Here is a 21,507-nt window from a genome sequence, read left to right as displayed (position 1 = left end):
GCCGTCGTGCCGCCGGGCGGTGGCCGCCGTACGAGAAGGGGAGCACGCCACGAACGCCGACCCGACCGGCTCCTGGTCCCTGATCGTCCCGCTGAAGCCGCTCGTCCTGGCCAAGAGCAGGCTCGCCGGTGCCGCCGGCCCCCGGGTGCGGCCGCGGCTGGCGCTGGCCTTCGCGCAGGACACGGTGGCCGCGGCGCTGGCCTGCCCGGCGGTGCGGGATGTGTCGGTCGTCACGGACGATCCGGTGGCGGCGCTGACGCTCGGCGCGCTGGGGGCCCGCGTCGTCCCGGACGGTCCGGGCGCCGGGCTGAACGCCGCGCTTGCGTACGGCGCGGGTGTGGTGCGGGCGGGGCGCCCGGACGCCGCGGTGGCGACCCTGAACGCCGATCTCCCGGCACTGCGGCCGGCGGAACTGTCGCGGGTGCTGGCAACCGCCTCGGAATTCCCGCGGGCTTTTCTCGCGGATGCCGCCGAAATCGGTACGACATTGCTGGCGGCGGGTCCGGGAGTGGAATTGCGTCCGGCTTTCGGCGGGGCTTCGCGGCGCCGGCATTTGTTGTCGGGCGCGGTGGAAATCCGGCTGGACGGCGTGGGCTCGGTCCGGCGGGACGTGGACACGGGCGAGGACCTGCGGGCCGCGCTGGGGCTGGGGGTGGGGCCGCGCACGGCCGAGCGGTGGGCGGTGGACGCCGGCGCGGCGGGCGGGGCGGCCGGATAAGCTGCGGTCCATGCAGGCGACCGCGTACACCTACGACCCAGAATCCCGCAGCGGGAGTGTGCTGCTCGACGACGGCACGCCGGTGGACTTCGCCGCGGCGGCCTTCGACGCGGGCGGGCTGCGGCTGCTGCGGCCGGGGCAGCGGGTCCGTATCGAAACCGAGGGCGAGGGCGACGCCCTGCGCATCACGCTGGTGACGCTCCAGACGTTCTGACCGGCGGCCGGGCCGTCCGGCGGCCCCTCCGTACGCACCGCGGGCCGGGCTCCCTCTCGGGAGCCCGGCCCGGCGCGTGAGTGGCCCTAGGGGGTGTCTTGTCGATCATGCCGGATCGGCGAGAGCCCGGCCTGATCGGCGAGGCACCCCCTGGGGGGTGTCTTGCCGATCAGGCCGGGTCAGGGAGCGGCGTCCGGTGCCGTGGATCGCAAGGCGGAGGAGGGAGTCGATGCGGAGCATCGGCGACCGACGACAACGCGGCGAGGCGCGGTGCCGGACGCCGCGAGCCCGGCAGGATCGGCGAGGCACCCCCTGGGGCTCGTGCCGCTTACTTGCTGCGCGAGGTGGTCTTCTTGGCGGTGGTCTTGCGCGCCGTCGTCTTCTTGGCGGGCGCCTTCTTCGCCGTGGCCTTCTTCGCCGGCGCGGTCTTCTTGGCGGTGGTCTTCTTGGCGGCCGCGGTGGTGGTCTTCTTGGCCGGGGTGGCCTTCTTGGCGGCGGTCTTGGCCGGGGTGGCCTTCTTCGCGGTGGTCTTCTTGGCGGCCGCGGTGGTGGTCTTCTTCGCCGGGGTGGCCTTCTTCGCGGTGGCCTTCTTCGCGGCCGCGGCGGTGGTCTTCTTGGCGGCGGCCTTCTTGCCGGCGGTCTTGGCAATGGTGGGCGGGGGACCCGAAAGGCTGCCCTTGGGGGCCTTCTTGACCGCGACCTCGCCGCCCTTGGGGAGCTTCTTCGAGCCGCTGACCAGGTCCTTGAAGCCCTGACCGGCACGGAAGCGCGGAACGGAGGTCTTCTTGACCCGGACGCGCTCACCCGTCTGCGGGTTGCGGGCGTAGCGGGCCGGACGGTCGACCTTCTCGAACGAACCGAAGCCGGTGACCGAGACACGGTCACCGGCGACCACGGCACGGACGATCGCGTCGAGTACCGCGTCGACAGCATCGGCGGCCTGCTGGCGGCCGCCCATCTTGTCGGCAATCGCTTCTACGAGCTGCGCCTTGTTCACGTCTTCCCCTTCGGAGACATTGCCGGAACGAAAGTGTTCAAGCTTTTCGCACGTTAGGCAGATATATACCGCAAATCAAACACGAAACGGGCTAATCACCCTAGTGCCGCAACGAAGTCGGCCGCCGCGGAGTTGGAGTGTCAGTCCCCTTCAGGGAATCGGCCCTCGTCGAGGTCCTTCATCAACCGGTCCAGCCGCCTTGCCGCGCCTGCGAGATCGTGCTTCGCCACGGCCGTGGTGGCCAGCAGCTTCCGGGACAGCGCCATCCTTACGCCCTCCGGGACTTGCAGTTCGCGCACTCGGGTGTGCGCTTCTTTCAGTCGGGCTGCGACGGCCTGATAGAGCTCGAGTTGGCTGTCGCGTTCCATGCACCGATTGTGCCATCTGGGGCGAGTTGTCGCCTCCGTAGGGGGTAACTGGCCTGCTGTGGCGGCGTTTCACGACCCGGGCGCGGACCGGGCCTCCGACCGGCGTCTACCCCGCAATACGCGCCTCATGTAAGGCAGTTGACCCCTTCCCGCACCCCGTTCGAGGGTGCCGGAAGGGGTGCCCACGAGGCCCCCGGCAATGTCAGCCGGATGGCCCCCCGGAGGCCCCTCCAGGCGGCCGGCAAGGTCAGTTTCGGCCATCGTCACGACGCTTCGTGCGGCGGAGTTGGGCACCCCTCGGGCCCGGTGCCGGACTCTCCCCCCGGCCGGGCCCCGCACCCCGTCCGGCGGGTGGCACGGAGGGGCTCTCCGGGTGGTGCGCGCGGAGGCGCTCTCCGGGCGCCCGTCCGGCCGCGGACACGACGGTGCCCCCGGCCGGGGATCGGCCGGGGGCACCGGTGGGTGACGCGGGGGGGTCGGTCGGATCAGACCTGGAGGGTGCGCGGCTTGTGCGCCGGACGCTTGGCCTCGTACGCGGCGATGTCCGCCTCGTTCTGGAGCGTGATGCTGATGTCGTCCAGGCCGTTCAGCAGCCGCCAGCGGGCGTTCTCGTCGAGCTCGAACGCGGCGGTGATGCCCTCGGCGCGCACCTCGCGCGCCTCCAGGTCGACGGTGACCTCCGCCTGCGGGTCGGCCTCCGTCAGCTCCCACAGCGCGTCCACGATCTTCTGGTCGAGGACCACGGTGAGCAGGCCGTTCTTCAGCGAGTTGCCGCGGAAGATGTCGGCGAAGCGGGAGGAGACGACGGCCTTGAAGCCGTAGTTCTGGAGCGCCCAGACGGCGTGCTCGCGCGAGGAACCGGTACCGAAGTCGGGGCCGGCGACCAGCACGGTGGCGCCCTGCCGCTCGGGGCGGTTGAGGACGAACTCGGGGTCCTTGCGCCAGGCCTCGAACAGGCCGTCCTCGAACCCGTCCCGGGTGACCTTCTTCAGCCAGTGCGCCGGGATGATCTGGTCGGTGTCGACGTTGCTGCGGCGCAGCGGCACGGCCCGGCCGGTGTGCGTGGTGAAAGCTTCCATGGTTGCTCAGACTCCGGCGGTCGCGGGGGCTTCGGACAGGTCGGCGGGCGAGGCCAGGTGGCCCAGTACCGCGGTGGCGGCGGCGACCTGGGGCGACACCAGGTGGGTGCGGCCGCCCTTGCCCTGCCTGCCCTCGAAGTTGCGGTTGGAGGTGGAGGCGGAACGCTCACCGGGCGCCAGCTGGTCGGGGTTCATCCCCAGGCACATCGAGCAGCCCGCGTGCCGCCATTCGGCCCCGGCCTCCTTGAAGACCTTGTCCAGGCCCTCCTCGACCGCCTGGAGGGCGACGCGCACCGAGCCGGGGACGACCAGCATCCGTACGCCGTCGGCGACTTTGCGGCCGCTCAGGATGCCGGCGGCGGAGCGCAGGTCCTCGATGCGGCCGTTGGTGCAGGAGCCTACGAAGACGGTGTCGACCTTGATGTCGCGCAGCGGCTGCCCGGCGGTCAACCCCATGTACTTCAGGGCGTTTTCGGCGGCCAGGCGCTCCGAAGCGTCTTCGTACGAAGCCGGGTCGGGGACGGACGCCGAAAGCGGCGCTCCCTGGCCGGGGTTGGTGCCCCAGGTGACGAAGGGGGCCAGCCCGGCGGCGTCGATGACGACCTCGGCGTCGAAGACCGCGTCCTCGTCCGTCCGCAGGGTCTTCCAGTAGGCGACCGCCGCGTCCCAGTCCTCGCCCTCGGGCGCGTGGGCGCGGCCCTTGAGGTAGGCGAAGGTGGTCTCGTCGGGGGCGATCATGCCCGCGCGGGCGCCGGCCTCGATCGACATGTTGCAGATGGTCATGCGGGCTTCCATCGAGAGCTTCTCGATGGCGGGGCCCCGGTACTCCAGGACGTACCCCTGGCCACCGCCGGTCCCGATCCTGGCGATGATCGCCAGGATGAGGTCCTTGGCGGTGACGTCCTCGGGCAGCTCGCCGTCGACGGTGATGGCCATGGTCTTGGGGCGGGCCATGGGCAGCGTCTGGGTGGCCAGGACGTGCTCGACCTGGGAGGTACCGATGCCGAAGGCCAGCGCGCCGAAGGCGCCGTGCGTGGAGGTGTGGGAGTCGCCGCACACGACGGTCGTGCCCGGCTGGGTCAGGCCGAGCTGGGGTCCCACGACGTGGACGACACCCTGCTCGACGTCGCCCAGGGGGTGCAGGCGGACGCCGAAGTCCGCGCAGTTCTTGCGCAGCGTCTCGAGCTGGACCCGGGAGACCGGGTCGGCGATCGGCTTGTCGATGTCGAGGGTGGGGGTGTTGTGGTCCTCGGTGGCGATGGTGAGGTCGAGGCGCCGCACCTGCCGGCCGCTCTTGCGCAGGCCGTCGAAGGCCTGGGGGCTGGTCACCTCGTGCAGCAGGTGCAGATCGATGAAGAGCAGGTCGGGCTCGCCTTCGGCGCGCCGGACGACATGGTCGTCCCAGACCTTCTCCGCGAGAGTCCTACCCATCGCTTTCCCTCCGGCCGACGTGGTGTGCCGGCTCCTCTAGAGATCTGTGGGCCCACGCCCGTAAACCCACGTTTCACGTGCTGGACGTCGACATCGGACCCGGTGGTCGTCGGTCCGTACGTACAGGGTGGCAAGTTCCTGGAGAAATTGAACTTGCGTTTCACAGAGTGAGACGTGAGTATCGTTGCATGGACAACTCTAGCGGCGTCGGCGTTCTCGACAAGGCGGCTCTGGTATTGAGCGCCCTGGAGTCCGGTCCGGCCACCCTCGCCGGGCTGGTCGCGGCGACAGGGCTCGCACGACCCACGGCACATCGCCTCGCCGTGGCACTGGAACACCACCGGATGGTGGCGAGGGACATGCAGGGCCGGTTCATCCTGGGCCCGCGGCTGGCGGAGCTCGCCGCCGCGGCCGGCGAGGACCGCCTGCTGGCCACGGCCGGACCGGTACTGACACATCTGCGTGACGTGACCGGGGAGAGCGCGCAGCTCTACCGGCGCCAGGGCGACATGCGCATCTGCGTCGCCGCGGCGGAGCGGCTGTCCGGCCTGCGGGACACCGTGCCGGTCGGCTCCACGCTCACGATGAAGGCCGGCTCCTCGGCCCAGATCCTGATGGCCTGGGAGGAGCCGGAGCGGCTGCACCGGGGCCTCCAGGGCGCCCGCTTCACCGCGACGGCCCTGTCGGGCGTACGGCGCCGCGGCTGGGCCCAGTCGATCGGTGAGCGCGAGCCGGGCGTGGCGTCCGTCTCCGCGCCCGTACGGGGCCCGTCGAACCGCGTGGTGGCCGCCGTGTCGGTCTCGGGGCCGATCGAGCGCCTGACCCGCCACCCGGGCCGGATGCACGCTCAGGCGGTCATCGACGCGGCCGCCCGCCTGTCGGACGCCCTGCGCCGCTCGGGCTGACCCCACCGTTCCTGCTGCCGGCTCCCGGCCCACCGCTCCAACGCCGCAGCGGTGGGCCGGAGTTGTTCCCGCTCGCGCCCGTCCACCCCTTCGGTGAACGCGAAGAAGCCCTCCCCTGCTGGGGAGGGCTTCTCCTGTACGTACCCCCGACCGGATTCGAACCGGCGCTACCGCCTTGAGAGGGCGGCGTGCTAGGCCGCTACACAACGGGGGCGTGCATCCTGATGTGACGCGCTGGGCTACCAGGACTCGAACCTAGACTAAATGAACCAGAATCACTCGTGCTGCCAATTACACCATAGCCCATGGTGGTTTAGACCAGTACCCCCGACCGGATTCGAACCGGCGCTACCGCCTTGAGAGGGCGGCGTGCTAGGCCGCTACACAACGGGGGCCCTAGCGATCCTGCATCGTGACCATGGGAGCTACCCAGACGGTCACGCGGGAAGGATCTGTACCCCCGACCGGATTCGAACCGGCGCTACCGCCTTGAGAGGGCGGCGTGCTAGGCCGCTACACAACGGGGGCTTTGCGGATGTGATCCGCGACGCAGATAAGCTCTGCGGAGCTGGCCTACCAGGACTCGAACCTAGACTAACTGAACCAGAATCAGTCGTGCTGCCAATTACACCATAGGCCACCAAAACGCAACCCCCGGTGGGGATTTTGTTCGGGTTACGCTTCCGGGTTCCGGCCTTTCGGCCCGCTCCCCTCGGCGCAGAAAGAACATTACCCGAAGGAGTCCGGGGCTCCAAAACGGGTATCGCCGCGCAGCAGGGCGGGGAGCTCGTCGAGGCCCGAGATCGAGGTCAGCTCGGGTCTGCCGCCCGCTCCGGCCCGGTCCAGCCAGATGCCGGTCAGCCCGGCCTCCACGGCGCCCCGGGCGTCGATGTCCGGGTGGTCGCCGACGTACGCCACCTCCGCCGGGCGCAGCCGGAGGGCGTCACAGGCGGCGTGGAAGGCCGCCGGGTCGGGCTTGGCCACGCCCAGCTCGGCCGCGCAGAGCAGCACCTCGAAGCGGTCCCGTACGCCCAGCACGCGAAGCTTGCGCTCCTGGTTGTGGACGGAGGAGTTCGACAGGGCGGCGTGCCGGTAGTCGGCGGCCAGCAGCTCCAGGGCGGGCAGGGTGTCCGGGAACAGCTCCCAGGCGGCCTCGTAGTGCCGCAGGTAGCGCTGGAACCAGGCGTCGGCCTCCGCGTCGGTGAGCGGTGCCCCCAGGAAGTCGCGCACCCGGTCCCGGCGCTGCGCCTCGAACGTGACGCCGCCGGCCTCGAAGCGCCGCCAGTGGACGGCGGTGAGCTCCTTCCAGCGGGTGAGGGCCTCGTCGACCGACGCGTACCCGTCCGTCAGGCCCTCGGCCCGCAGGTGGAGCCGCATGCCGGCGCGGTCGGCGCTCGCGTAGTCGAAGATCGTGTCGTCGATGTCCCACAGGACCGCGCGGATCGCCATGTCCCCGACGGTACCGCCGGGGCACGCGCCCCGCGGCGGTACATGGCGATCCGCGGCGGCGCGGGGCGGAGGTGTACCGGCCGGGGGTACGGCGGAGGGGCGCCGGCCGTGGTGGCCGGCGCCCCTCCGGGCGTACGGGGACCCTTTACGCGGCGAGCTTCGCCAGCGCGGCGTCGATGCGGGCCAGGGTGCGGTCCTTGCCCAGGATCTCCAGGGACTCGAACAGCGGCAGGCCGACGGTGCGGCCGGTGACCGCGACGCGGACCGGGGCCTGGGCCTTGCCGAGCTTGAGGCCGTGCTCCTCGCCGGCGGCGAGGACCGCGCCCTTCAGGGACTCGGGGCTGGTCCAGTCCGCGGCCTCCAGCTTGGCGCGGGCCGTGCGCAGCAGGGCGTCGGAGCCCTCCTTCATGGCCTTGGTCCAGGAGGCCTCGTCCTGGACCGGCTCCTTCAGGAACAGGAAGTCGACGTTGGCCGTGATCTCGGAGAGGACGGTCAGCCGGGTCTGGGCGTGCGGGGCGATGGCCTCCCACGCCGCCCGGTCGAAGTCCTCCGGCGCCCAGGGGGCGTGCGGGGCCCGGAGCCAGGGCTCGCAGGCGTCGGTGAACGCCTTCACGTCCAGCATGCGGATGTGGTCGCCGTTGATCGACTCGGCCTTCTTGAGGTCGAAGCGGGCCGGGTTGGCGTTGACGTCCGCGATGTCGAACTTCTCGATCATCTCGGAGACGGTGAAGACGTCCTGGTCGGCGGAGAAGGACCAGCCGAGCAGGGACAGGTAGTTGAGCAGGCCCTCGGGGAGGAAGCCGCGCTCCCGGTAGATGTTGAGGGAGGCCTGCGGGTCGCGCTTGGAGAGCTTCTTGTTGCCCTCGCCCATCACGTACGGCAGGTGGCCGAAGGCGGGGACGTCCTTGGCGATGCCCAGCTCGATCAGCGCCTTGTAGAGGGCGATCTGGCGCGGGGTGGAGGAGAGCAGGTCCTCGCCGCGCAGGACGTGGGTGATCTCCATCAGGGCGTCGTCGACCGGGTTGACGAGCGTGTAGAGGGGGGCGCCGTTGGCGCGGACGATGCCGTAGTCCGGGACGTTGTCCGGGGTGAAGGTGAGCTCGCCGCGGACCAGGTCGGTGAAGGTGATCGGCTCGTCGGGCATGCGGAAGCGGACGATCGCCTCGCGGCCCTCCGCCTCGTACGCGGCCTTCTGCTCGTCGGTGAGGTCGCGGCACGTGCCGTCGTACCCGGACGGCCGGCCGGCGGCGCGGGCGGCCTCGCGGCGCTCGTCGAGCTCGGTGGCGGTGCAGTAGCAGTGGTACGCGTAGCCGGCGGCGAGCAGCTTGCCGGCGACGTCCCGGTAGATGTCCATGCGCTGCGACTGGCGGTACGGGGCGTGGGGGCCGCCGGTCTCGGGACCCTCGTCCCAGTCGAGGCCGAGCCAGCGCAGCGAGTCGAGGAGCTGCTGGTACGACTCCTCCGAGTCGCGGGCCGCGTCGGTGTCCTCGATGCGGAAGACCATGGTGCCCTGGTTGTGCCGGGCGAAGGCCCAGTTGAACAGGGCGGTGCGGACCAGGCCCACGTGGGGGTTGCCGGTCGGCGAGGGACAGAAACGTACGCGGATCGCGTTAGCCACGCTTGATCACCTTGTTGGTGAGAGTGCCGATGCCTTCGATGGTGACGGCGACCTCGTCGCCGACGTTGAGCGGTCCGACTCCGGCCGGGGTGCCCGTGAGGATGACGTCGCCCGGGAGCAGCGTCATGGCCTCGGTGATGTGGACGACGAGGTCCTCCACGGAGCGGACCATGTCGCTCGTACGACCCAGTTGGCGCTGTTCTCCGTTGACGGTGCACTGGATCGTGACGTCGGAGGGGTCGAGCTCGGTCTCCACCCACGGGCCCAGGGGGCAGGCGGTGTCGAAGCCCTTCGCGCGCGCCCACTGCTTCTCGCGCCGCTGGACGTCCCGGGCGGTGACGTCGTTGGCGCAGGTGTAGCCGAGGACGACGTCCTTGACGCGCTCGCGCGGGACCTCGCGGCACATGCGGCCGATCACCACCGCGAGCTCGGCCTCGTGGTGCAGCTCGCTGGAGAAGGAGGGGTACTCGATGGCGTCGCCGGAGCCGATGACCGAGGTGGTGGGCTTGAAGAAGGCGACGGGGGCGTCCGGGACCTCGTTGCCGAGCTCCGCGGCGTGCTCCGCGTAGTTGCGGCCGATGGCCACGACCTTGTTGGGCAGGACGGGGGGCAGCAGCCGGACCTTGCTCAGCGGGACCTTGGTGCCGCTGAGTTCGAAGTCGCCGTACGGAATACCCTTGATGATGTCGAGGACGAGACCGCCCTCCTCGCCGGGGGCGCTGTCGCCCTCGACCGCGCCGAAGGCGACATTGCCGTCGATGGAGAACCTGGCGATGCGCACGGGATGCCGCGCCCCTTACTTCCGCTGGCTGGAGTCTGACGCTCCAGGCTAACGCGGCAGGCGCCCGCCACCCGCCGTTCTCAGCGGGCGGCCGGGACCGGGGCGTCCATCAGGGTCGTGCGGCGCGGGTTGGCGGTGCTGGCGGGGAGGTCCACCGAGTGCTCCGGGCGCGCCCCCTGGTCCAGCTCCCCGGCGTCGGCCAGGTGCATCAGGGTGGTGCGGCGGGGGTTGGCGATGCTGCGCATGGTCATCGTCGTCTTCATCGGTGGCTGCAGACCTCGGTGTGCGGACGGCGCCGGGGGCGCCTGGTGGACAGAGCTTCGACTATGTAAAGCGTCAGGCTAAACATGTGATTCCCAGCAAATGACGGTAGATGGCAACGATCTATATGTGAGTTTGCTCACGCACCATGGGACGTTCCCGACATTCCGGATGGACGCCAGGGGTGGAACAAGCGGACATTAGGTACCTGAATGCAGCATTCCGCTGCTGATCATGGCGACTGGGACACCCCCCACCTTCCACGACCCCACCACCGATTCGTACGCGAACGTCCGATTCCTCCCTGATTTGCTTCTACGCCCGGTGACCCGCCCCTCACGGCCGGTGACCCCGTCCAGGGGGTGGGCCGTCGGCCTTGTTGGAGATCCGGCACTGTGCTGGAATTCCACGCACCGCCGCGGATTCCAGACCGGCGCGCTGGGGCGCAACACAGCGCCGAGCGGCGGTGAGGAAGGGGGATCTGCGCCGGTCACTCACGACCACCACTGGAGCGCGCTCGCGCTCCACGACGCCGACACCGTCCTGTCCGTTCGCGCGGAAGGACGCCTGGTCCAGAGGTTGCGACGCTAGTGCAGGGACGTTTCAAGAGGGATGGCAACGGGTCTCCCCAGGCCCGCCAGGGCCGAGGGGAAGCTGCGGCGGAGCAGGAGCCGCGCGGCGGGACCGACCGCGGCTCCTCGCCCCAGCACACCCAGAACCCGGGACCGGCGACCGCCGGCGACGGCGGCGGTGACCGTGCGGGACGTTCGGGTGCCGGGCAGGGCGGCGACGCCAAGGCCGGCAAGTCCAGGGCGGCCAAGCTCGGCAAGGGCGGCCGGGCCGCGAAGGACAAGGACACCAACGACGCCGCGGCGTCACCGGCGGTGAAGAACCCCACCGACGCCGGGTCGCGAATAGCCCTGCGCAACTGGCGCATCAGCACGCGTCTGGTCTCGCTGCTCGCCCTCCCCGTGGTCGCCGCGACCACCCTGGGCGGCATCCGTATCAACGAGTCCATGAACGACATGGAGCAGCTGGACCACATGCAGCTGCTCACCAAGCTGACCCAGGAGGCGACCAACCTCGCCCAGGCGCTCCAGGAGGAGCGCGACCTGACGGCCGGCCCCCTGTCGAACGGCGTCGCCCCCAGCGACTACAAGGTCGCCCAGTGGCGCACCAAGGCGGACCGCGCCCGTGACGCCTTCCTCGACGCCACCACGGACATCGGCGAGACGGAGGACGACGAGGCTCTCCAGAGCATCCGCTCCAACGTCGAGCAGATCGCCCGCCAGGTGGTCACCCTCGGCCACATCCGCGGTGGCGCGTACAACGACAAGTCCCAGGACTTCCAGACGGTCGAGCGTTACAACCGTCTGATCAACTCGCTGCTCAGCCTGTCCCAGGACATGGCGCAGGCGACCAGCAACCCGGAGATGATCAAGCGGACCCGCGCGCTCGCCGCGTTCTCGTCCGCCAAGGAGTACGCCTCCATCCAGCGCGCCGTCATCGCGGCCGCCCTTCCCACGACGAACCAGCAGAAGGGCGCGCTGGACCCGAACGACCGCGAGTACGGCGCGGCCGCCCGGGAGAACGAGCGGCAGGCCCTGGACTCGTTCGCGCTCATCTACAGCTCCCTGGGCGGCGACCCGACGGAGCTCATGGCGCCCCTGGGTCCCAACAACCCCTCCATCTCCAAGGCCGACGCGTACGCGGAGATCGTGCTCCGCAACGACAAGGGCATGGACCAGCAGGACCCGCGCGGTTACCTGGACTGGACCGACGCCTACGCGCCCAAGATGCAGGTGATGGACACCATCGAGGCCTCGCTGCTGGGCGACATGGACAGCACGGCCCGTGAGCTGCGCCAGGAGGAGCAGCGCGACGCGATCATCAACGGTGCGCTGATCCTCCTCGTGCTCGGTGTCTCGCTGGTCGGCGCCTTCGTGGTGGCCCGGTCCATGATCCGGTCGCTGCGGCGGCTCCAGGACACGGCCACCAAGGTCGCCCAGGAACGGCTGCCCGAGCTGGTCAAGCAGCTCTCCGAGGCCGACCCCCAGGACGTGGACACCTCCGTGGAATCGGTCGGTGTGCACTCCCGGGACGAGATCGGCCAGGTGGCCGCGGCCTTCGACGACGTGCACCGCGAGGCGGTCCGCCTCGCCGCCGAGCAGGCCCTCCTCCGGGGCAACGTCAACGCGATGTTCACCAACCTCTCGCGCCGTTCCCAGGGCCTCATCCAGCGCCAGCTTTCGCTGATCTCCGAGCTCGAGTCCCGCGAGGCCGACCCGGACCAGCTCTCCTCGCTGTTCAAGCTGGACCACCTCGCCACGCGTATGCGCCGGAACGGTGAGAACCTGCTCGTCCTCGCGGGCGAGGAGCCGGGGCGCCGGTGGACCCGGCCCGTCCCGCTCGTCGATGTGCTCCGTGCCGCCGCCTCCGAGGTGGAGCAGTACGAGCGCATCGAGCTGGCCTCCGTGCCGGCCACCGAGGTCGCGGGCCGCGTGGTCAACGACCTCGTGCACCTGCTCGCCGAGCTGCTGGAGAACGCCACGTCGTTCTCCTCCCCGCAGACCAAGGTCCGCGTCACCGGTCACGCGCTGCCCGACGGGCGGGTGCTCGTCGAGATCCACGACACCGGTATCGGCCTGTCCCCCGAGGACCTCGCCGCGATCAACGAGCGGCTCGCGTCGCCGCCCACCGTGGACGTGTCGGTGTCCCGCCGCATGGGTCTGTTCGTGGTCGGCCGCCTGTCGCTGCGGCACGGCATCCGGATCCAGCTCCGCCCCTCCGACTCCGGCGGTACGACCGCGCTGGTCATGCTCCCGGTGGACGTCGCCCAGGGCGGCAAGAAGCTTCCCGGCAAGCCCGGCCAGGGCGGCCCCGGCGGCCAGGGCGCGATGCCGCAGGGCCCGTCGGGCCCCGGTGGCCGGCTGACCGGCGGCCCCGGCGCGGCCGGTGGCGGCCGTCCCGGCCTGGCCGGCGGCCCCGGTGCCGGCGGTCCGGGCGGTGCGTCCGCGGGCCGGCACGGTCTCGGTGCCGGTGGTGCCGGTGGTGCCCGTGGCCAGGTCGGTGCGGGAGCCGGTTCCCGGCCCGCGCTGCCCGGCCGGGACGAGGCGGCCGGGCGACCGGGCGCGTTCCAGGGCGAGCCGGGCCAGGGCGGACCGCAGGGCGGCCGTCAGGGCCGGCCGGGCCAGGGCCAGGGCGCTCCGGCGGGCCGGCCGCAGCAGCCCCAGCAGCAGCCGCAGGACCCGCAGCGTCAGGGTGCCGGTGCCACGGGCGCCTTCGGCGGCGGTGCCGGTGGCGGCCGGGGCACGCGGGACAACGGCATCCCGACGCGCTCGGACGTCTGGCAGAACGGCCCCGGCGAGCAGGGTCCCCGGCCCGGCGAGCAGCAGGCGCCGCTCTCCGGCGGTCCGCGTGCCGAACTGCCCGGTGCCGCTCAGCAGTCGCAGCAGTCGCAGCAGCCGCAGCGCCCGCAGCAGCAGGGGCAGAGGGGACAGCAGGGCCGGCAGGGGCAGCAGCCCCGGCAGTCCGCGCAGCCTCTCCAGCCCACGCAGCAGCAGCAGCAGGCGCAGCAGCCCCAGGCGCAGCGCCCCCAGCGCCCGCAGACCACGAGCTGGGGCGCGGACGTGCCGCGCGGCCACGAGGAGCCGGAGACCACCGGTCAGTACGGCCGCCCGTCGGCCGACCGGCAGGGCCACCAGGACCCCGCGTCCACGGCCCAGTTCGCCCGGCCGGACTACGACGCCCCGCGCCCGCAGGCGGAGGCGCTGCCTCCCGCGCCCGGCGCCGGGGACGGCCGTACGCCGCTGTACGACACGCTGGAGACCAACTGGTTCCACCAGAACGGTCAGGCCCAGCAGGCCGCCCAGCCGCAGGCCCCGCAGCAGGACCGGTCCGCGCGCGGCAACGCCACGGGCCAGTACCCGGCCCTCGACCAGACCGTGGCCACCCCGGCCGTACCGCAGCAGCCGGTGCCGCCGGCGCGGCCCTCGCAGCAGCGGCCCGCACCGTCGCTGCCGTCCCGCCGCGACGGGCAGGGCGCGGGCCAGGGTGCCGGCGCCGCCCAGGGCACCGACCCGGCCGCCACGACCGGTTCGTGGCGCACCTCCCCCAACGACGAGCTGGTGCGCCAGGCCGAGCGGGTCCGCAAGCCCGCCGCCGGCGGCGTCACCACCTCGGGCCTGCCCCGCCGGGTCCCGCGTGCCAACCTGGTACCGGGAACCGCGCAGGAGTCGGCCCACCAGACCGGTCCGCAGGTCTCGCGTGCGCCTGACGACGTACGCGGCCGCCTGACCAACCTCCGCCGCGGCATCCAGCAGGGGCGTCAGGCAGGCAGCTCCACCACGGGCAGTTTCCCTCTCGGCCCCACCCACCAGCAGGAGCGTTAGTTGAGACCGATGAGCCAAGCGGCCCAGAACCTGAATTGGCTGATCACCAACTTCGTGGACAACACCCCAGGGGTGTCCCACACGGTGGTGGTCTCCGCCGACGGGCTCCTGCTGGCCATGTCCGAAGGGTTCCCCCGCGACCGCGCCGACCAGCTCGCGGCCGTGGCGTCCGGACTGACCTCGCTGACCGCGGGGGCGTCCCGGATCTTCGAGGGCGGCGCCGTCGCCCAGACCGTGGTGGAGATGGAGCGCGGCTTCCTCTTCCTGATGTCCATCTCGGACGGCTCCTCCCTGGCCGTGCTCTCGCACCCGGATGCCGACATCGGCCTCGTCGGTTACGAGATGGCACTGCTCGTCGACCGCGCGGGCAGCGTCCTCACCCCTGACCTGCGCGCGGAACTGCAGGGCAGCCTGCTGCACTGAGGCGGTACGCCCCAATCCGTACCGTCCCCCCTCACGCCTTGTTCACCGTCGGCCGCCCCCTCCGGCCCCCCACCGGCCCAGTCAGACGACAGGCAGACCACCTGCTGTCACTGGAGGATCAATGACCCCGCCCCCCGCCTCTCACGATCCGTACGGCGTCTCCATGGACGCCGGGTACGGGCTTGAAGGCGACCAGCCGCTGGTCCGGCCCTACGCCATGACCGGCGGCCGGACCCGGCCGCGCTACCAGCTCGCGATAGAGGCGCTGGTCAGCACCACGGCCGACCCGGCCCACCTGGGAAGCCTGCTTCCCGAGCACCAGCGGATCTGCCACCTGTGCCGTGAGGTGAAGTCGGTGGCAGAGGTGTCGGCGCTGCTGTCGATGCCGCTGGGCGTCGCCCGGATCCTCGTCGCCGACCTGGCGGAGGCGGGCATGGTGGCGATCCACCAGCCGGGCAATGGAGAGGCCGGCGGAACGCCGGATGTGACACTGCTCGAAAGGGTGCTCAGTGGACTTCGCAAGCTCTAGCGGCGGCTCCGGAGGCGGGCGTTCGACCACCTCCGCCAAGATCGTGGTGGCGGGCGGGTTCGGCGTGGGCAAGACCACGTTCGTCGGCGCCGTCTCGGAGATCAACCCGCTGCGTACCGAGGCCGTCATGACGTCTGCGTCCGCGGGCATCGACGACCTCACCCACACCGGCGACAAGACGACCACCACGGTCGCCATGGACTTCGGCCGCATCACCCTGGACCAGGACCTGATCCTGTACCTGTTCGGTACACCTGGTCAGGACCGCTTCTGGTTCATGTGGGACGACCTGGTCCGCGGCGCCATCGGCGCGATCGTCCTCGTCGACACCAGAAGACTGGCCGACTGCTTCCCGGCGGTCGACTACTTCGAGAACAGCGGCCTGCCGTTCGTCGTCGCCCTCAACGGCTTCGAGGGGCACCAGCCGTACACCCCGGAGGAGGTCCGCGAGGCGCTCCAGATCGGTCCGGACACCCCGATCATCACCACCGACGCCCGCCACCGCGCCGACGCCAAGAGCGCCCTGATCACCCTGGTCGAGCACGCACTCATGGCACGTCTCAAGTAGTCGCGGCCGTACGGCAGTTGTCGTAGGGACGAATCGGGGCCGAGTGTGTCCTTTGACACGGTCGGCCCCGGTGTTCATAACGTTTCGACAGAGAATTGCGGGGCGCCGGACACGAGACGCATCCGTATGGTGCCACTGTGCTCACATGAGCCCCGTCTTTTGACGGGGCTCGCTCTTTATGCCCGTTTTATCTGAGGTCTGTACCACTGGTAACGACCCGATCGAGGGGTTTGGAACGCGGCCGCTTTACGTGCTGCAATGCGACGAACTCCCGAGTAGTACGGCCCCTGAACAGAAAAACGGCACAATGTAGGTGCCGGCGCCGAGAGGTTGTTGGTCGAGTGAGGCGAAGCACGAAAAGCGCCGCAGAGCAGCAGGCGCGGGGCAACTTCACCCCGCCCGCACGCACAGCGGTGCCGCCTGCCGATACGCCCGGAACGCCATCGGCCGCCTCCGGCGGCGGTGCCGGCTCGGGCAGCTCCAGCAAGCTGTCCCCGCGCAACTGGCGCGTGGCGACGCGGCTGAACGCCATCCTCCTCATACCCGTGCTCGTCGGGCTCGTCATGGGCGGCTTCCAGGTGAAGACGGCCATCGACACCTGGCAGGAGGCGCAGGACGCCGAGAAGACGGCGCTCATCGTGCGCGCCGCCTCGGAGTACGGCCAGGCGCTGCTCAACGAGCGTGACCTCACGGCCGAGCCGCTGCTCCGGGCGAAGAGCGCCGCGGACCGGCAGAGCAAGGACGTCACCGACCACTACGCCAAGACCGAGGCCGCGAAGAAGAAGTTCGACGAGGCCGTCCAGGACATGCCCTCCGGGCAGGGCCTGGAGCGCCGCCTGGAGCAGTTCAGGGTCGAGGAGCCGGAGCTCCAGAAGCTTCGCCAGGCGGCCTACTCCAAGGCCCTGGACCCGGTGAAGACCGAAGAGGGCTACACCAAGGTCCAGCACTACCTCATGGAGTTCGCCAACGAGCTCGGGCTGGGCACCGGCAACGTCACCTCCTACGGCCGCATGGTCTACGCCATCCAGCTCGCCCAGGCGGCCCAGTCCCTCCAGCGCTCGATCGGCGCCCACCTGCTGGTGCGGCCGAGCAAGGACGACGCGACGTTCGCCGCCCAGAGCAGGGCGTTCAGCTCGTACAACTACCTGGAGCAGATCGCGCTCGGCGAGTACAACTCGGGTGGTACCGAGGAGGACGTCGAGAAGCTGACGGCGGTCATGCAGCGCCGGGCCGCCGAGGGTGACAAGGCCCTCCAGGCCGCGGGCATGACCCTGCCCAAGGACGAGCGGGGCTCGGTCCTCGGGCCCATGGTCCAGGCCATCGGCGAGGCCGAGGACGCCGACGCGATCAAGGAACTCCAGGCCAAGGGCATCACCAGGGAGACCTGGCTGGGCGCCTCCACGTCCAAGTTCGACGGGTACGGCGAGGTCAGCACCGAGCTCGTGAACAAGGCCGTGGACGAGGCCGCCGAGATCTCCGCCGACGCCAAGACCGACGCCATCGTCAACGGCGCCATCGTCGTGGTCGCCCTGCTCGCCGCCTTCATCCTGGCCGGGATGATGGCGCGCCAGATGAGCACGTCGATGAGCCGGCTGCGCAGTGCCGCCTTCGGCATCGCCGAGCAGCGCCTGCCGATGCTGGTCGACCAGCTTTCCCGTACCGACCCGGGCCGTGTCGACACCCGCGTGCAGCCGATCCCGATCGACTCCCAGGACGAGATCGGCGAGGTCGCCCGCGCGTTCGACCAGGTCCACCGCGAGGCCGTCCGGCTCGCCGCCGAGCAGGCACTGCTGCGGGGCAACGTCAACGCGATCTTCACCAACCTGTCGCAGCGCAACCAGTCGCTGATCGAGGGCCAGCTCACCCTGATCACCGAGCTGGAGAACAACGAGGCCGACCCGGACCAGCTGGAGAACCTCTTCCGGCTGGACCACCTGGCCACCCGTATGCGCCGCAACGGCGAGAACCTCCTCATCCTCGCCGGCGAGGAGCCCGGCCGCCGCTGGAACCAGCCGGTCCCGCTGGTGGACGTGCTGCGTGCCGCCTCCTCCGAGGTGGAGCAGTACGAGCGCATCGAGCTCACCGGTGTCCCGGAGTCGGAGATCCACGGCCAGGCCGTGACCGACCTCGTGCACCTGCTGGCCGAGCTGCTGGAGAACGCCACCACCTTCTCCTCGCCGCAGACCAAGGTCCGCGTCACCGCGACCCGGCTGCCCGACGGCCGGGTGATGGTCGAGATCCACGACAAGGGCATCGGCCTGACCGCCGAGGACTTCGCCGACATCAACCACAAGCTGGCCAACCCGCCGACCGTGGACGCCGCGATCTCGCAGCGCATGGGCCTCTTCGTGGTCGGCCGCCTCGCCGACCGGCACGGCATCCGCGTCCAGCTCCGCCCCTCGGGCGAGCAGGCCGGTACGACGTCCCTGGTGATGCTCCCGGACGCGATCACCCACGGTGGTGGTGGCGACCCGGCCATGCAGGACGACTTCACCGTCTCCCAGATCATCCCGGAGCAGCAGGCCTTCGAGCCGGCCCCGATGCGGACGGCCGCGGAGCTCGGCTTCGACGACTCCCGCTACGAGCAGCAGCAGGCCGGCGACGGCAACGCCCTGGACCCGGTGGGCCGCTCCCGGCTGCGCGAGGAGCGCCGTGCGGCGCTGGGCGCGCAGCTCCAGGGCGCCACCGAGGACGACCGGCCGGTGTACCGCGACGAGGCGGCCCAGGACCAGCAGGCGCCCGCGTACGAGCAGCAGAACGGCCAGGAGCAGTACGGCTACGAGCAGCAGCAGTACGAGCAGCAGAACGCCTACGCCCAGGACGGGTACGACGGCTACCAGCAGCAGCAGCAGTACGACGGCGGCGACTATGCCACCGGCGAGTACACGACCGGCGAGTACGCCACGGGTGAGTACGCGACCGGTGACTACGCGACCGGCGAGTACCGGGAGCCGTCCTATGCGGAATCCGATTTTCCGGCTCAGGAGTCGCAGCAGCCGCAGTACGACAACCAGTTCGAGCCCCAGCCCCACCAGGGCGAGTGGCCGGAACAGGGCACGTACGAGGGCGGCCACGACTCCGGGTACGCGGCGGAATCGGAATCTTCCCAGGGCGCTCCCACGAACGGCCCGGAACGCGTAGGCTTCTCCTCGGGCCCCACCCCGAGCACCGGTCACGAGCTGACCGACGCCGGTCTGCCGCGCCGCGGCAGCCAGCAGCAGGCTCCGGCCCCGCAGCAGCAGGTTTCTCGGGCGGAGCAGACGCAGCCGGTCCAGCGGGTCTCGCAGAGCAGCAGCGAGGACAACGGTTCCGAGGGCTGGCGCTCGACCAACGACGAGCGCTGGCAGCGGGCCGAGAAGCTCCGCGAGCCCAAGGCCGGCGGGGTCACCCCGTCCGGACTCCCGCGGCGCGTTCCCAAGGCCAACCTGGTCGAGGGCACGGCGGAGCAGACCCCGCAGGGCGGCCCACAGGTCTCCCGCGCCCCGGAGGACGTGCGCGGCAGGTTGAGCAACCTGCGGCGCGGTGTCCAGCAGGGGCGCAACGCGGGAACGGACACGAACGGATCGGGCCTCGGCCCGGGTAGTACCTACAACCAGGAGCGTTAGTGTGAGCCCGATGAGCCAGGCGGCGCAGAATCTGAACTGGTTGATCACCAACTTCGTGGACAACACCCCCGGGGTGTCCCACACGGTGGTGGTCTCCGCCGACGGACTCCTGCTGGCGATGTCCGAGGGTTTCCCCCGTGACCGTGCCGACCAGCTCGCGGCGGTGGCGTCGGGACTGACGTCACTGACCGCCGGGGCGTCCCGGATCTTCGAGGGTGGCGCGGTCAACCAGACGGTGGTGGAGATGGAGCGCGGCTTCCTCTTCATCATGTCGATCTCGGACGGCTCCTCGCTGGCCGTCCTCGCCCACCCGGACGCCGACATCGGTCTGGTCGGCTACGAGATGGCCCTTCTGGTGGACCGCGCGGGCACTGTCCTCACCCCGGATCTCCGCGCCGAGCTCCAGGGAAGTCTTCTCAACTAGCAGACGGACCGTGCGTTTCTCGCCACCGCACCATAGGGTGCGGTGGCGCGGCTCCACAGGGACATGGAACCGGTGAACGGCAGTCGGAGGAGGAAAAGTGGCAACACCCCCAGGCGGACACCACCCATACGATGGTGCGCACCGGTCGCAGGGTGAGAACGCCCAGAACCGCTTCAACTTCCCTTCCGCACCGAGCGGTCAGGGCGGCATGCAGCAGCCTCAGCCCTACCAGCAGCCGCAGCCGGGCCCCAGCTACGTCCAGCCGCAGGCACCGCGTACCCAGCCGGTGCAGCAGCGACGGCGTCCGGATCCCGCGCCCACGTCGGGCAACCACAACCCGCTGGTCCGTCCGTACGCCATGACCGGCGGCCGGACGAGGCCCCGGTACCAGCTCGCCATCGAGGCGCTGGTGTCCACCACGGCCGATCCGGCCAGGCTGCAAGGGCAGTTGCCCGAGCACCAGCGGATCTGCCGGCTGTGCATCGAGATCAAGTCGGTCGCCGAGATCTCGGCACTCCTCTCCATTCCCCTCGGCGTTGCCCGGATCCTCGTCGCCGACCTGGCGGAGGCCGGACTTGTCGCCATCCACCAGCCCGGCGGCGACGAGTCCGCCGGCGGCCAGCCAGACGTGACACTGCTCGAAAGGGTGCTCAGTGGACTTCGCAAGCTCTAGCGGCGGTGCAGCCCGCTCAACCACCAGCGCGAAGATCGTGGTGGCGGGCGGATTCGGCGTGGGCAAGACCACGTTCGTCGGCGCCGTCTCGGAGATCAACCCGCTGCGTACCGAGGCCGTCATGACGTCTGCGTCCGCGGGCATCGACGACCTCACCCACACCGGCGACAAGACGACCACCACGGTCGCCATGGACTTCGGCCGCATCACCCTGGACCAGGACCTGATCCTGTACCTGTTCGGTACGCCCGGTCAGGACCGCTTCTGGTTCATGTGGGACGACCTGGTCCGCGGCGCCATCGGCGCGGTCGTCCTGGTGGACACCCGCCGTCTCGCCGACTGCTTCCCGGCGGTCGACTACTTCGAGAACAGCGGCCTGCCGTTCGTGATCGCGCTGAACGGCTTCGACGGCCACCAGCCGTACACCCCGGACGAGGTCCGCGAGGCGCTCCAGATCGGACCGGACACCCCGATCCTCACCACCGACGCCCGCCACCGCGCCGACGCCAAGAGCGCCCTGATCACCCTGGTCGAGCACGCGCTGATGGCGCGCCTGCGGTAGACCGCCCCGCCACGCCCGCGCGCGTGAAGGCCCGCACACCCCTGGGGTGTGCGGGCCTTCGCCGTACCCGCTCCGTACGGCAGGCAGTACGGGGCGGGTACGGCGAAGGGCCCCGCACCGGTGTGGTGCGGGGCCCTTCGGAGCGGCGGGGTCAGCCCTGCCAGGAGTGCGGGGCGCGGAAGCCGCCCTGGCGCTCCAGGCGGCGCCAGCCGGCGGTGGAGCGGACCCGGCGGGCCGGGGTGGCCGCGGGGCGCGCGGACGCGCGGGCCAGGAGGACGGCGGTGATGGCCGCGAGCTCCTCGGGGCCGGCGTGGCCCTTCTCGACGCGGAGCAGGTTGGTGTCGGTCACGTGGGGCTCCCTCTTACTGGGGCGGGTTGCCGTGCTTGCGGGACGGCAGGTCGGCGTGCTTCGAGCGGAGCATCGCCAGGGAGGCGATGAGGACGGAGCGGGTTTCGGAGGGGTCGATGACGTCGTCGACCAGACCGCGCTCCGCGGCGTAGTACGGGTGCA

The 21,507-nt window shown here is 71.0% G+C and carries 21 protein-coding genes and 5 tRNA genes; 11 read left to right on the top strand and 15 right to left on the bottom strand.

Annotated elements, in window-relative coordinates; genetic code table 11:
• The first annotated feature begins 19 nt into the window (after positions 1-19).
• Both cofC and ACF068_RS27740 read left to right on the top strand, forming a co-directional pair.
• Positions 20-718 carry a 2-phospho-L-lactate guanylyltransferase gene (cofC, locus tag ACF068_RS27745; protein ID WP_392277025.1) on the top strand — a complete coding sequence of 233 codons (699 nt, stop codon included), beginning with the start codon at positions 20-22 and terminating at the stop codon, positions 716-718.
• Positions 719-728: 10 nt separating this feature from the next.
• A complete protein-coding gene (locus tag ACF068_RS27740; RefSeq protein WP_392277024.1) occupies positions 729-932 on the top strand; it encodes a hypothetical protein in 204 nt (67 codons plus the stop codon).
• A 328-nt stretch (positions 933-1,260) separates the two neighbouring features.
• On the opposite strand, the gene ACF068_RS27735 is transcribed toward ACF068_RS27740, so the two are convergent.
• The 4 genes from ACF068_RS27735 to leuC form a co-directional block, all read right to left on the bottom strand.
• On the bottom strand, positions 1,261-1,929 hold the full coding sequence (locus ACF068_RS27735) for an HU family DNA-binding protein (RefSeq protein ID WP_392277023.1): 669 nt from the start codon (positions 1,927-1,929) through the stop codon (positions 1,261-1,263).
• Between the two features lie 140 nt (positions 1,930-2,069).
• Complete coding sequence (locus ACF068_RS27730; RefSeq protein WP_392277022.1) at positions 2,070-2,297, bottom strand: hypothetical protein; 228 nt, start codon at positions 2,295-2,297, stop codon at positions 2,070-2,072.
• 485 nt (positions 2,298-2,782) lie between these two features.
• Positions 2,783-3,376 carry a 3-isopropylmalate dehydratase small subunit gene (gene leuD / locus ACF068_RS27725; RefSeq protein ID WP_392277021.1) on the bottom strand — a complete coding sequence of 198 codons (594 nt, stop codon included), beginning with the start codon at positions 3,374-3,376 and terminating at the stop codon, positions 2,783-2,785.
• A 6-nt stretch (positions 3,377-3,382) separates the two neighbouring features.
• Positions 3,383-4,807 (bottom strand): 3-isopropylmalate dehydratase large subunit, encoded by a 1,425-nt coding sequence (leuC, locus tag ACF068_RS27720; RefSeq protein ID WP_392277020.1) that lies wholly within the window; start codon positions 4,805-4,807, stop codon positions 3,383-3,385.
• Positions 4,808-4,995: 188 nt separating this feature from the next.
• Between leuC and ndgR the strand changes: the two genes are divergently transcribed.
• Positions 4,996-5,712 (top strand): IclR family transcriptional regulator NdgR, encoded by a 717-nt coding sequence (gene ndgR, locus ACF068_RS27715; protein ID WP_017947593.1) that lies wholly within the window; start codon positions 4,996-4,998, stop codon positions 5,710-5,712.
• A 141-nt stretch (positions 5,713-5,853) separates the two neighbouring features.
• On the opposite strand, the gene ACF068_RS27710 is transcribed toward ndgR, so the two are convergent.
• The 9 genes from ACF068_RS27710 to ACF068_RS27670 all read right to left on the bottom strand — a co-directional run bounded on the left by ACF068_RS27710 (position 5,854) and on the right by ACF068_RS27670 (position 9,823).
• Positions 5,854-5,926 (bottom strand) — tRNA-Glu (locus tag ACF068_RS27710).
• A gap of 20 nt (positions 5,927-5,946) precedes the next feature.
• Positions 5,947-6,018, bottom strand: a tRNA-Gln gene (locus tag ACF068_RS27705).
• A gap of 16 nt (positions 6,019-6,034) precedes the next feature.
• Positions 6,035-6,107 (bottom strand) — tRNA-Glu (locus ACF068_RS27700).
• A gap of 60 nt (positions 6,108-6,167) precedes the next feature.
• A tRNA-Glu gene (locus tag ACF068_RS27695) sits at positions 6,168-6,240 on the bottom strand.
• 40 nt (positions 6,241-6,280) lie between these two features.
• Positions 6,281-6,352, bottom strand: a tRNA-Gln gene (locus tag ACF068_RS27690).
• An 89-nt stretch (positions 6,353-6,441) separates the two neighbouring features.
• On the bottom strand, positions 6,442-7,161 hold the full coding sequence (locus ACF068_RS27685) for an HAD family hydrolase (RefSeq protein WP_392277019.1): 720 nt from the start codon (positions 7,159-7,161) through the stop codon (positions 6,442-6,444).
• A gap of 145 nt (positions 7,162-7,306) precedes the next feature.
• Positions 7,307-8,779 carry a glutamate--tRNA ligase gene (gene gltX / locus ACF068_RS27680; RefSeq protein WP_392277018.1) on the bottom strand — a complete coding sequence of 491 codons (1,473 nt, stop codon included), beginning with the start codon at positions 8,777-8,779 and terminating at the stop codon, positions 7,307-7,309.
• A complete protein-coding gene (locus tag ACF068_RS27675; RefSeq protein WP_392277017.1) occupies positions 8,772-9,560 on the bottom strand; it encodes a fumarylacetoacetate hydrolase family protein in 789 nt (262 codons plus the stop codon). Before ACF068_RS27675 ends, gltX begins: the two co-directional genes overlap by 8 nt.
• A gap of 80 nt (positions 9,561-9,640) precedes the next feature.
• Positions 9,641-9,823 carry a hypothetical protein gene (locus tag ACF068_RS27670; protein ID WP_392277016.1) on the bottom strand — a complete coding sequence of 61 codons (183 nt, stop codon included), beginning with the start codon at positions 9,821-9,823 and terminating at the stop codon, positions 9,641-9,643.
• A 588-nt stretch (positions 9,824-10,411) separates the two neighbouring features.
• On the opposite strand from ACF068_RS27670, the gene ACF068_RS27665 reads away from it, so the two are divergent.
• The 8 genes from ACF068_RS27665 (at position 10,412) to ACF068_RS27630 (ending at position 20,996) form a co-directional block, all read left to right on the top strand.
• Entirely contained in the window at positions 10,412-14,212 is a 3,801-nt protein-coding gene (locus tag ACF068_RS27665) for a nitrate- and nitrite sensing domain-containing protein (RefSeq protein ID WP_392277015.1), read from the top strand.
• 9 nt (positions 14,213-14,221) lie between these two features.
• Complete coding sequence (locus ACF068_RS27660; RefSeq protein WP_392277014.1) at positions 14,222-14,635, top strand: roadblock/LC7 domain-containing protein; 414 nt, start codon at positions 14,222-14,224, stop codon at positions 14,633-14,635.
• A 121-nt stretch (positions 14,636-14,756) separates the two neighbouring features.
• Positions 14,757-15,164, top strand: coding sequence for a DUF742 domain-containing protein (locus ACF068_RS27655; protein ID WP_392277013.1), 408 nt, complete (start codon positions 14,757-14,759; stop codon positions 15,162-15,164).
• Positions 15,145-15,732, top strand: a complete 588-nt coding sequence (locus ACF068_RS27650) for an ATP/GTP-binding protein (protein ID WP_392277012.1) — start codon at positions 15,145-15,147, stop codon at positions 15,730-15,732. Before ACF068_RS27655 ends, ACF068_RS27650 begins: the two co-directional genes overlap by 20 nt.
• A gap of 341 nt (positions 15,733-16,073) precedes the next feature.
• Positions 16,074-19,337 (top strand): nitrate- and nitrite sensing domain-containing protein, encoded by a 3,264-nt coding sequence (locus tag ACF068_RS27645; protein WP_392277011.1) that lies wholly within the window; start codon positions 16,074-16,076, stop codon positions 19,335-19,337.
• A gap of 10 nt (positions 19,338-19,347) precedes the next feature.
• On the top strand, positions 19,348-19,761 hold the full coding sequence (locus ACF068_RS27640; RefSeq protein WP_030980891.1) for a roadblock/LC7 domain-containing protein: 414 nt from the start codon (positions 19,348-19,350) through the stop codon (positions 19,759-19,761).
• A gap of 97 nt (positions 19,762-19,858) precedes the next feature.
• Positions 19,859-20,434 (top strand): DUF742 domain-containing protein, encoded by a 576-nt coding sequence (locus tag ACF068_RS27635; RefSeq protein WP_392277010.1) that lies wholly within the window; start codon positions 19,859-19,861, stop codon positions 20,432-20,434.
• Positions 20,415-20,996 carry an ATP/GTP-binding protein gene (locus ACF068_RS27630; protein WP_014048542.1) on the top strand — a complete coding sequence of 194 codons (582 nt, stop codon included), beginning with the start codon at positions 20,415-20,417 and terminating at the stop codon, positions 20,994-20,996. The genes ACF068_RS27635 and ACF068_RS27630 overlap by 20 nt, the downstream gene beginning before the upstream one ends.
• 151 nt (positions 20,997-21,147) lie before the next feature.
• Here the strand turns inward: ACF068_RS27630 and ACF068_RS27625 are convergent, their stop codons facing one another.
• Together ACF068_RS27625 and ACF068_RS27620 are read right to left on the bottom strand one after the other, a co-directional pair.
• On the bottom strand, positions 21,148-21,345 hold the full coding sequence (locus ACF068_RS27625; protein ID WP_392277009.1) for an acyl-CoA carboxylase subunit epsilon: 198 nt from the start codon (positions 21,343-21,345) through the stop codon (positions 21,148-21,150).
• Positions 21,346-21,358: 13 nt separating this feature from the next.
• Positions 21,359-21,507, bottom strand: a 149-nt coding sequence (locus ACF068_RS27620; RefSeq protein WP_392277109.1) for a carboxyl transferase domain-containing protein, incomplete at its 5' end; no start/stop codon positions are given.

Source organism: Streptomyces sp. NPDC016309 (genome assembly GCF_043077235.1).
In the GTDB taxonomy this organism is placed as follows: Bacteria; Actinomycetota; Actinomycetes; order Streptomycetales; family Streptomycetaceae; genus Streptomyces.
This window is presented reverse-complemented; position numbering and strand designations above follow the sequence as displayed.

Excerpts from the sequence above, each read along its gene's own strand:
- leuC (WP_392277020.1), bottom strand. The coding sequence starts at position 4,807 with ATGGGTAGGACTCTCGCGGAGAAGGTCTGGGACGACCATGTCGTCCGG.
- ACF068_RS27640 (WP_030980891.1), top strand. The coding sequence starts at position 19,348 with ATGAGCCAGGCGGCGCAGAATCTGAACTGGTTGATCACCAACTTCGTG.
- leuD (WP_392277021.1), bottom strand. The coding sequence starts at position 3,376 with ATGGAAGCTTTCACCACGCACACCGGCCGGGCCGTGCCGCTGCGCCGC.
- ACF068_RS27670 (WP_392277016.1), bottom strand. The coding sequence starts at position 9,823 with ATGAAGACGACGATGACCATGCGCAGCATCGCCAACCCCCGCCGCACC.
- ACF068_RS27685 (WP_392277019.1), bottom strand. The coding sequence starts at position 7,161 with ATGGCGATCCGCGCGGTCCTGTGGGACATCGACGACACGATCTTCGAC.
- ACF068_RS27660 (WP_392277014.1), top strand. The coding sequence starts at position 14,222 with ATGAGCCAAGCGGCCCAGAACCTGAATTGGCTGATCACCAACTTCGTG.
- ACF068_RS27730 (WP_392277022.1), bottom strand. The coding sequence starts at position 2,297 with ATGGAACGCGACAGCCAACTCGAGCTCTATCAGGCCGTCGCAGCCCGA.
- ACF068_RS27740 (WP_392277024.1), top strand. The coding sequence starts at position 729 with ATGCAGGCGACCGCGTACACCTACGACCCAGAATCCCGCAGCGGGAGT.
- ACF068_RS27655 (WP_392277013.1), top strand. The coding sequence starts at position 14,757 with ATGACCCCGCCCCCCGCCTCTCACGATCCGTACGGCGTCTCCATGGAC.
- ndgR (WP_017947593.1), top strand. The coding sequence starts at position 4,996 with ATGGACAACTCTAGCGGCGTCGGCGTTCTCGACAAGGCGGCTCTGGTA.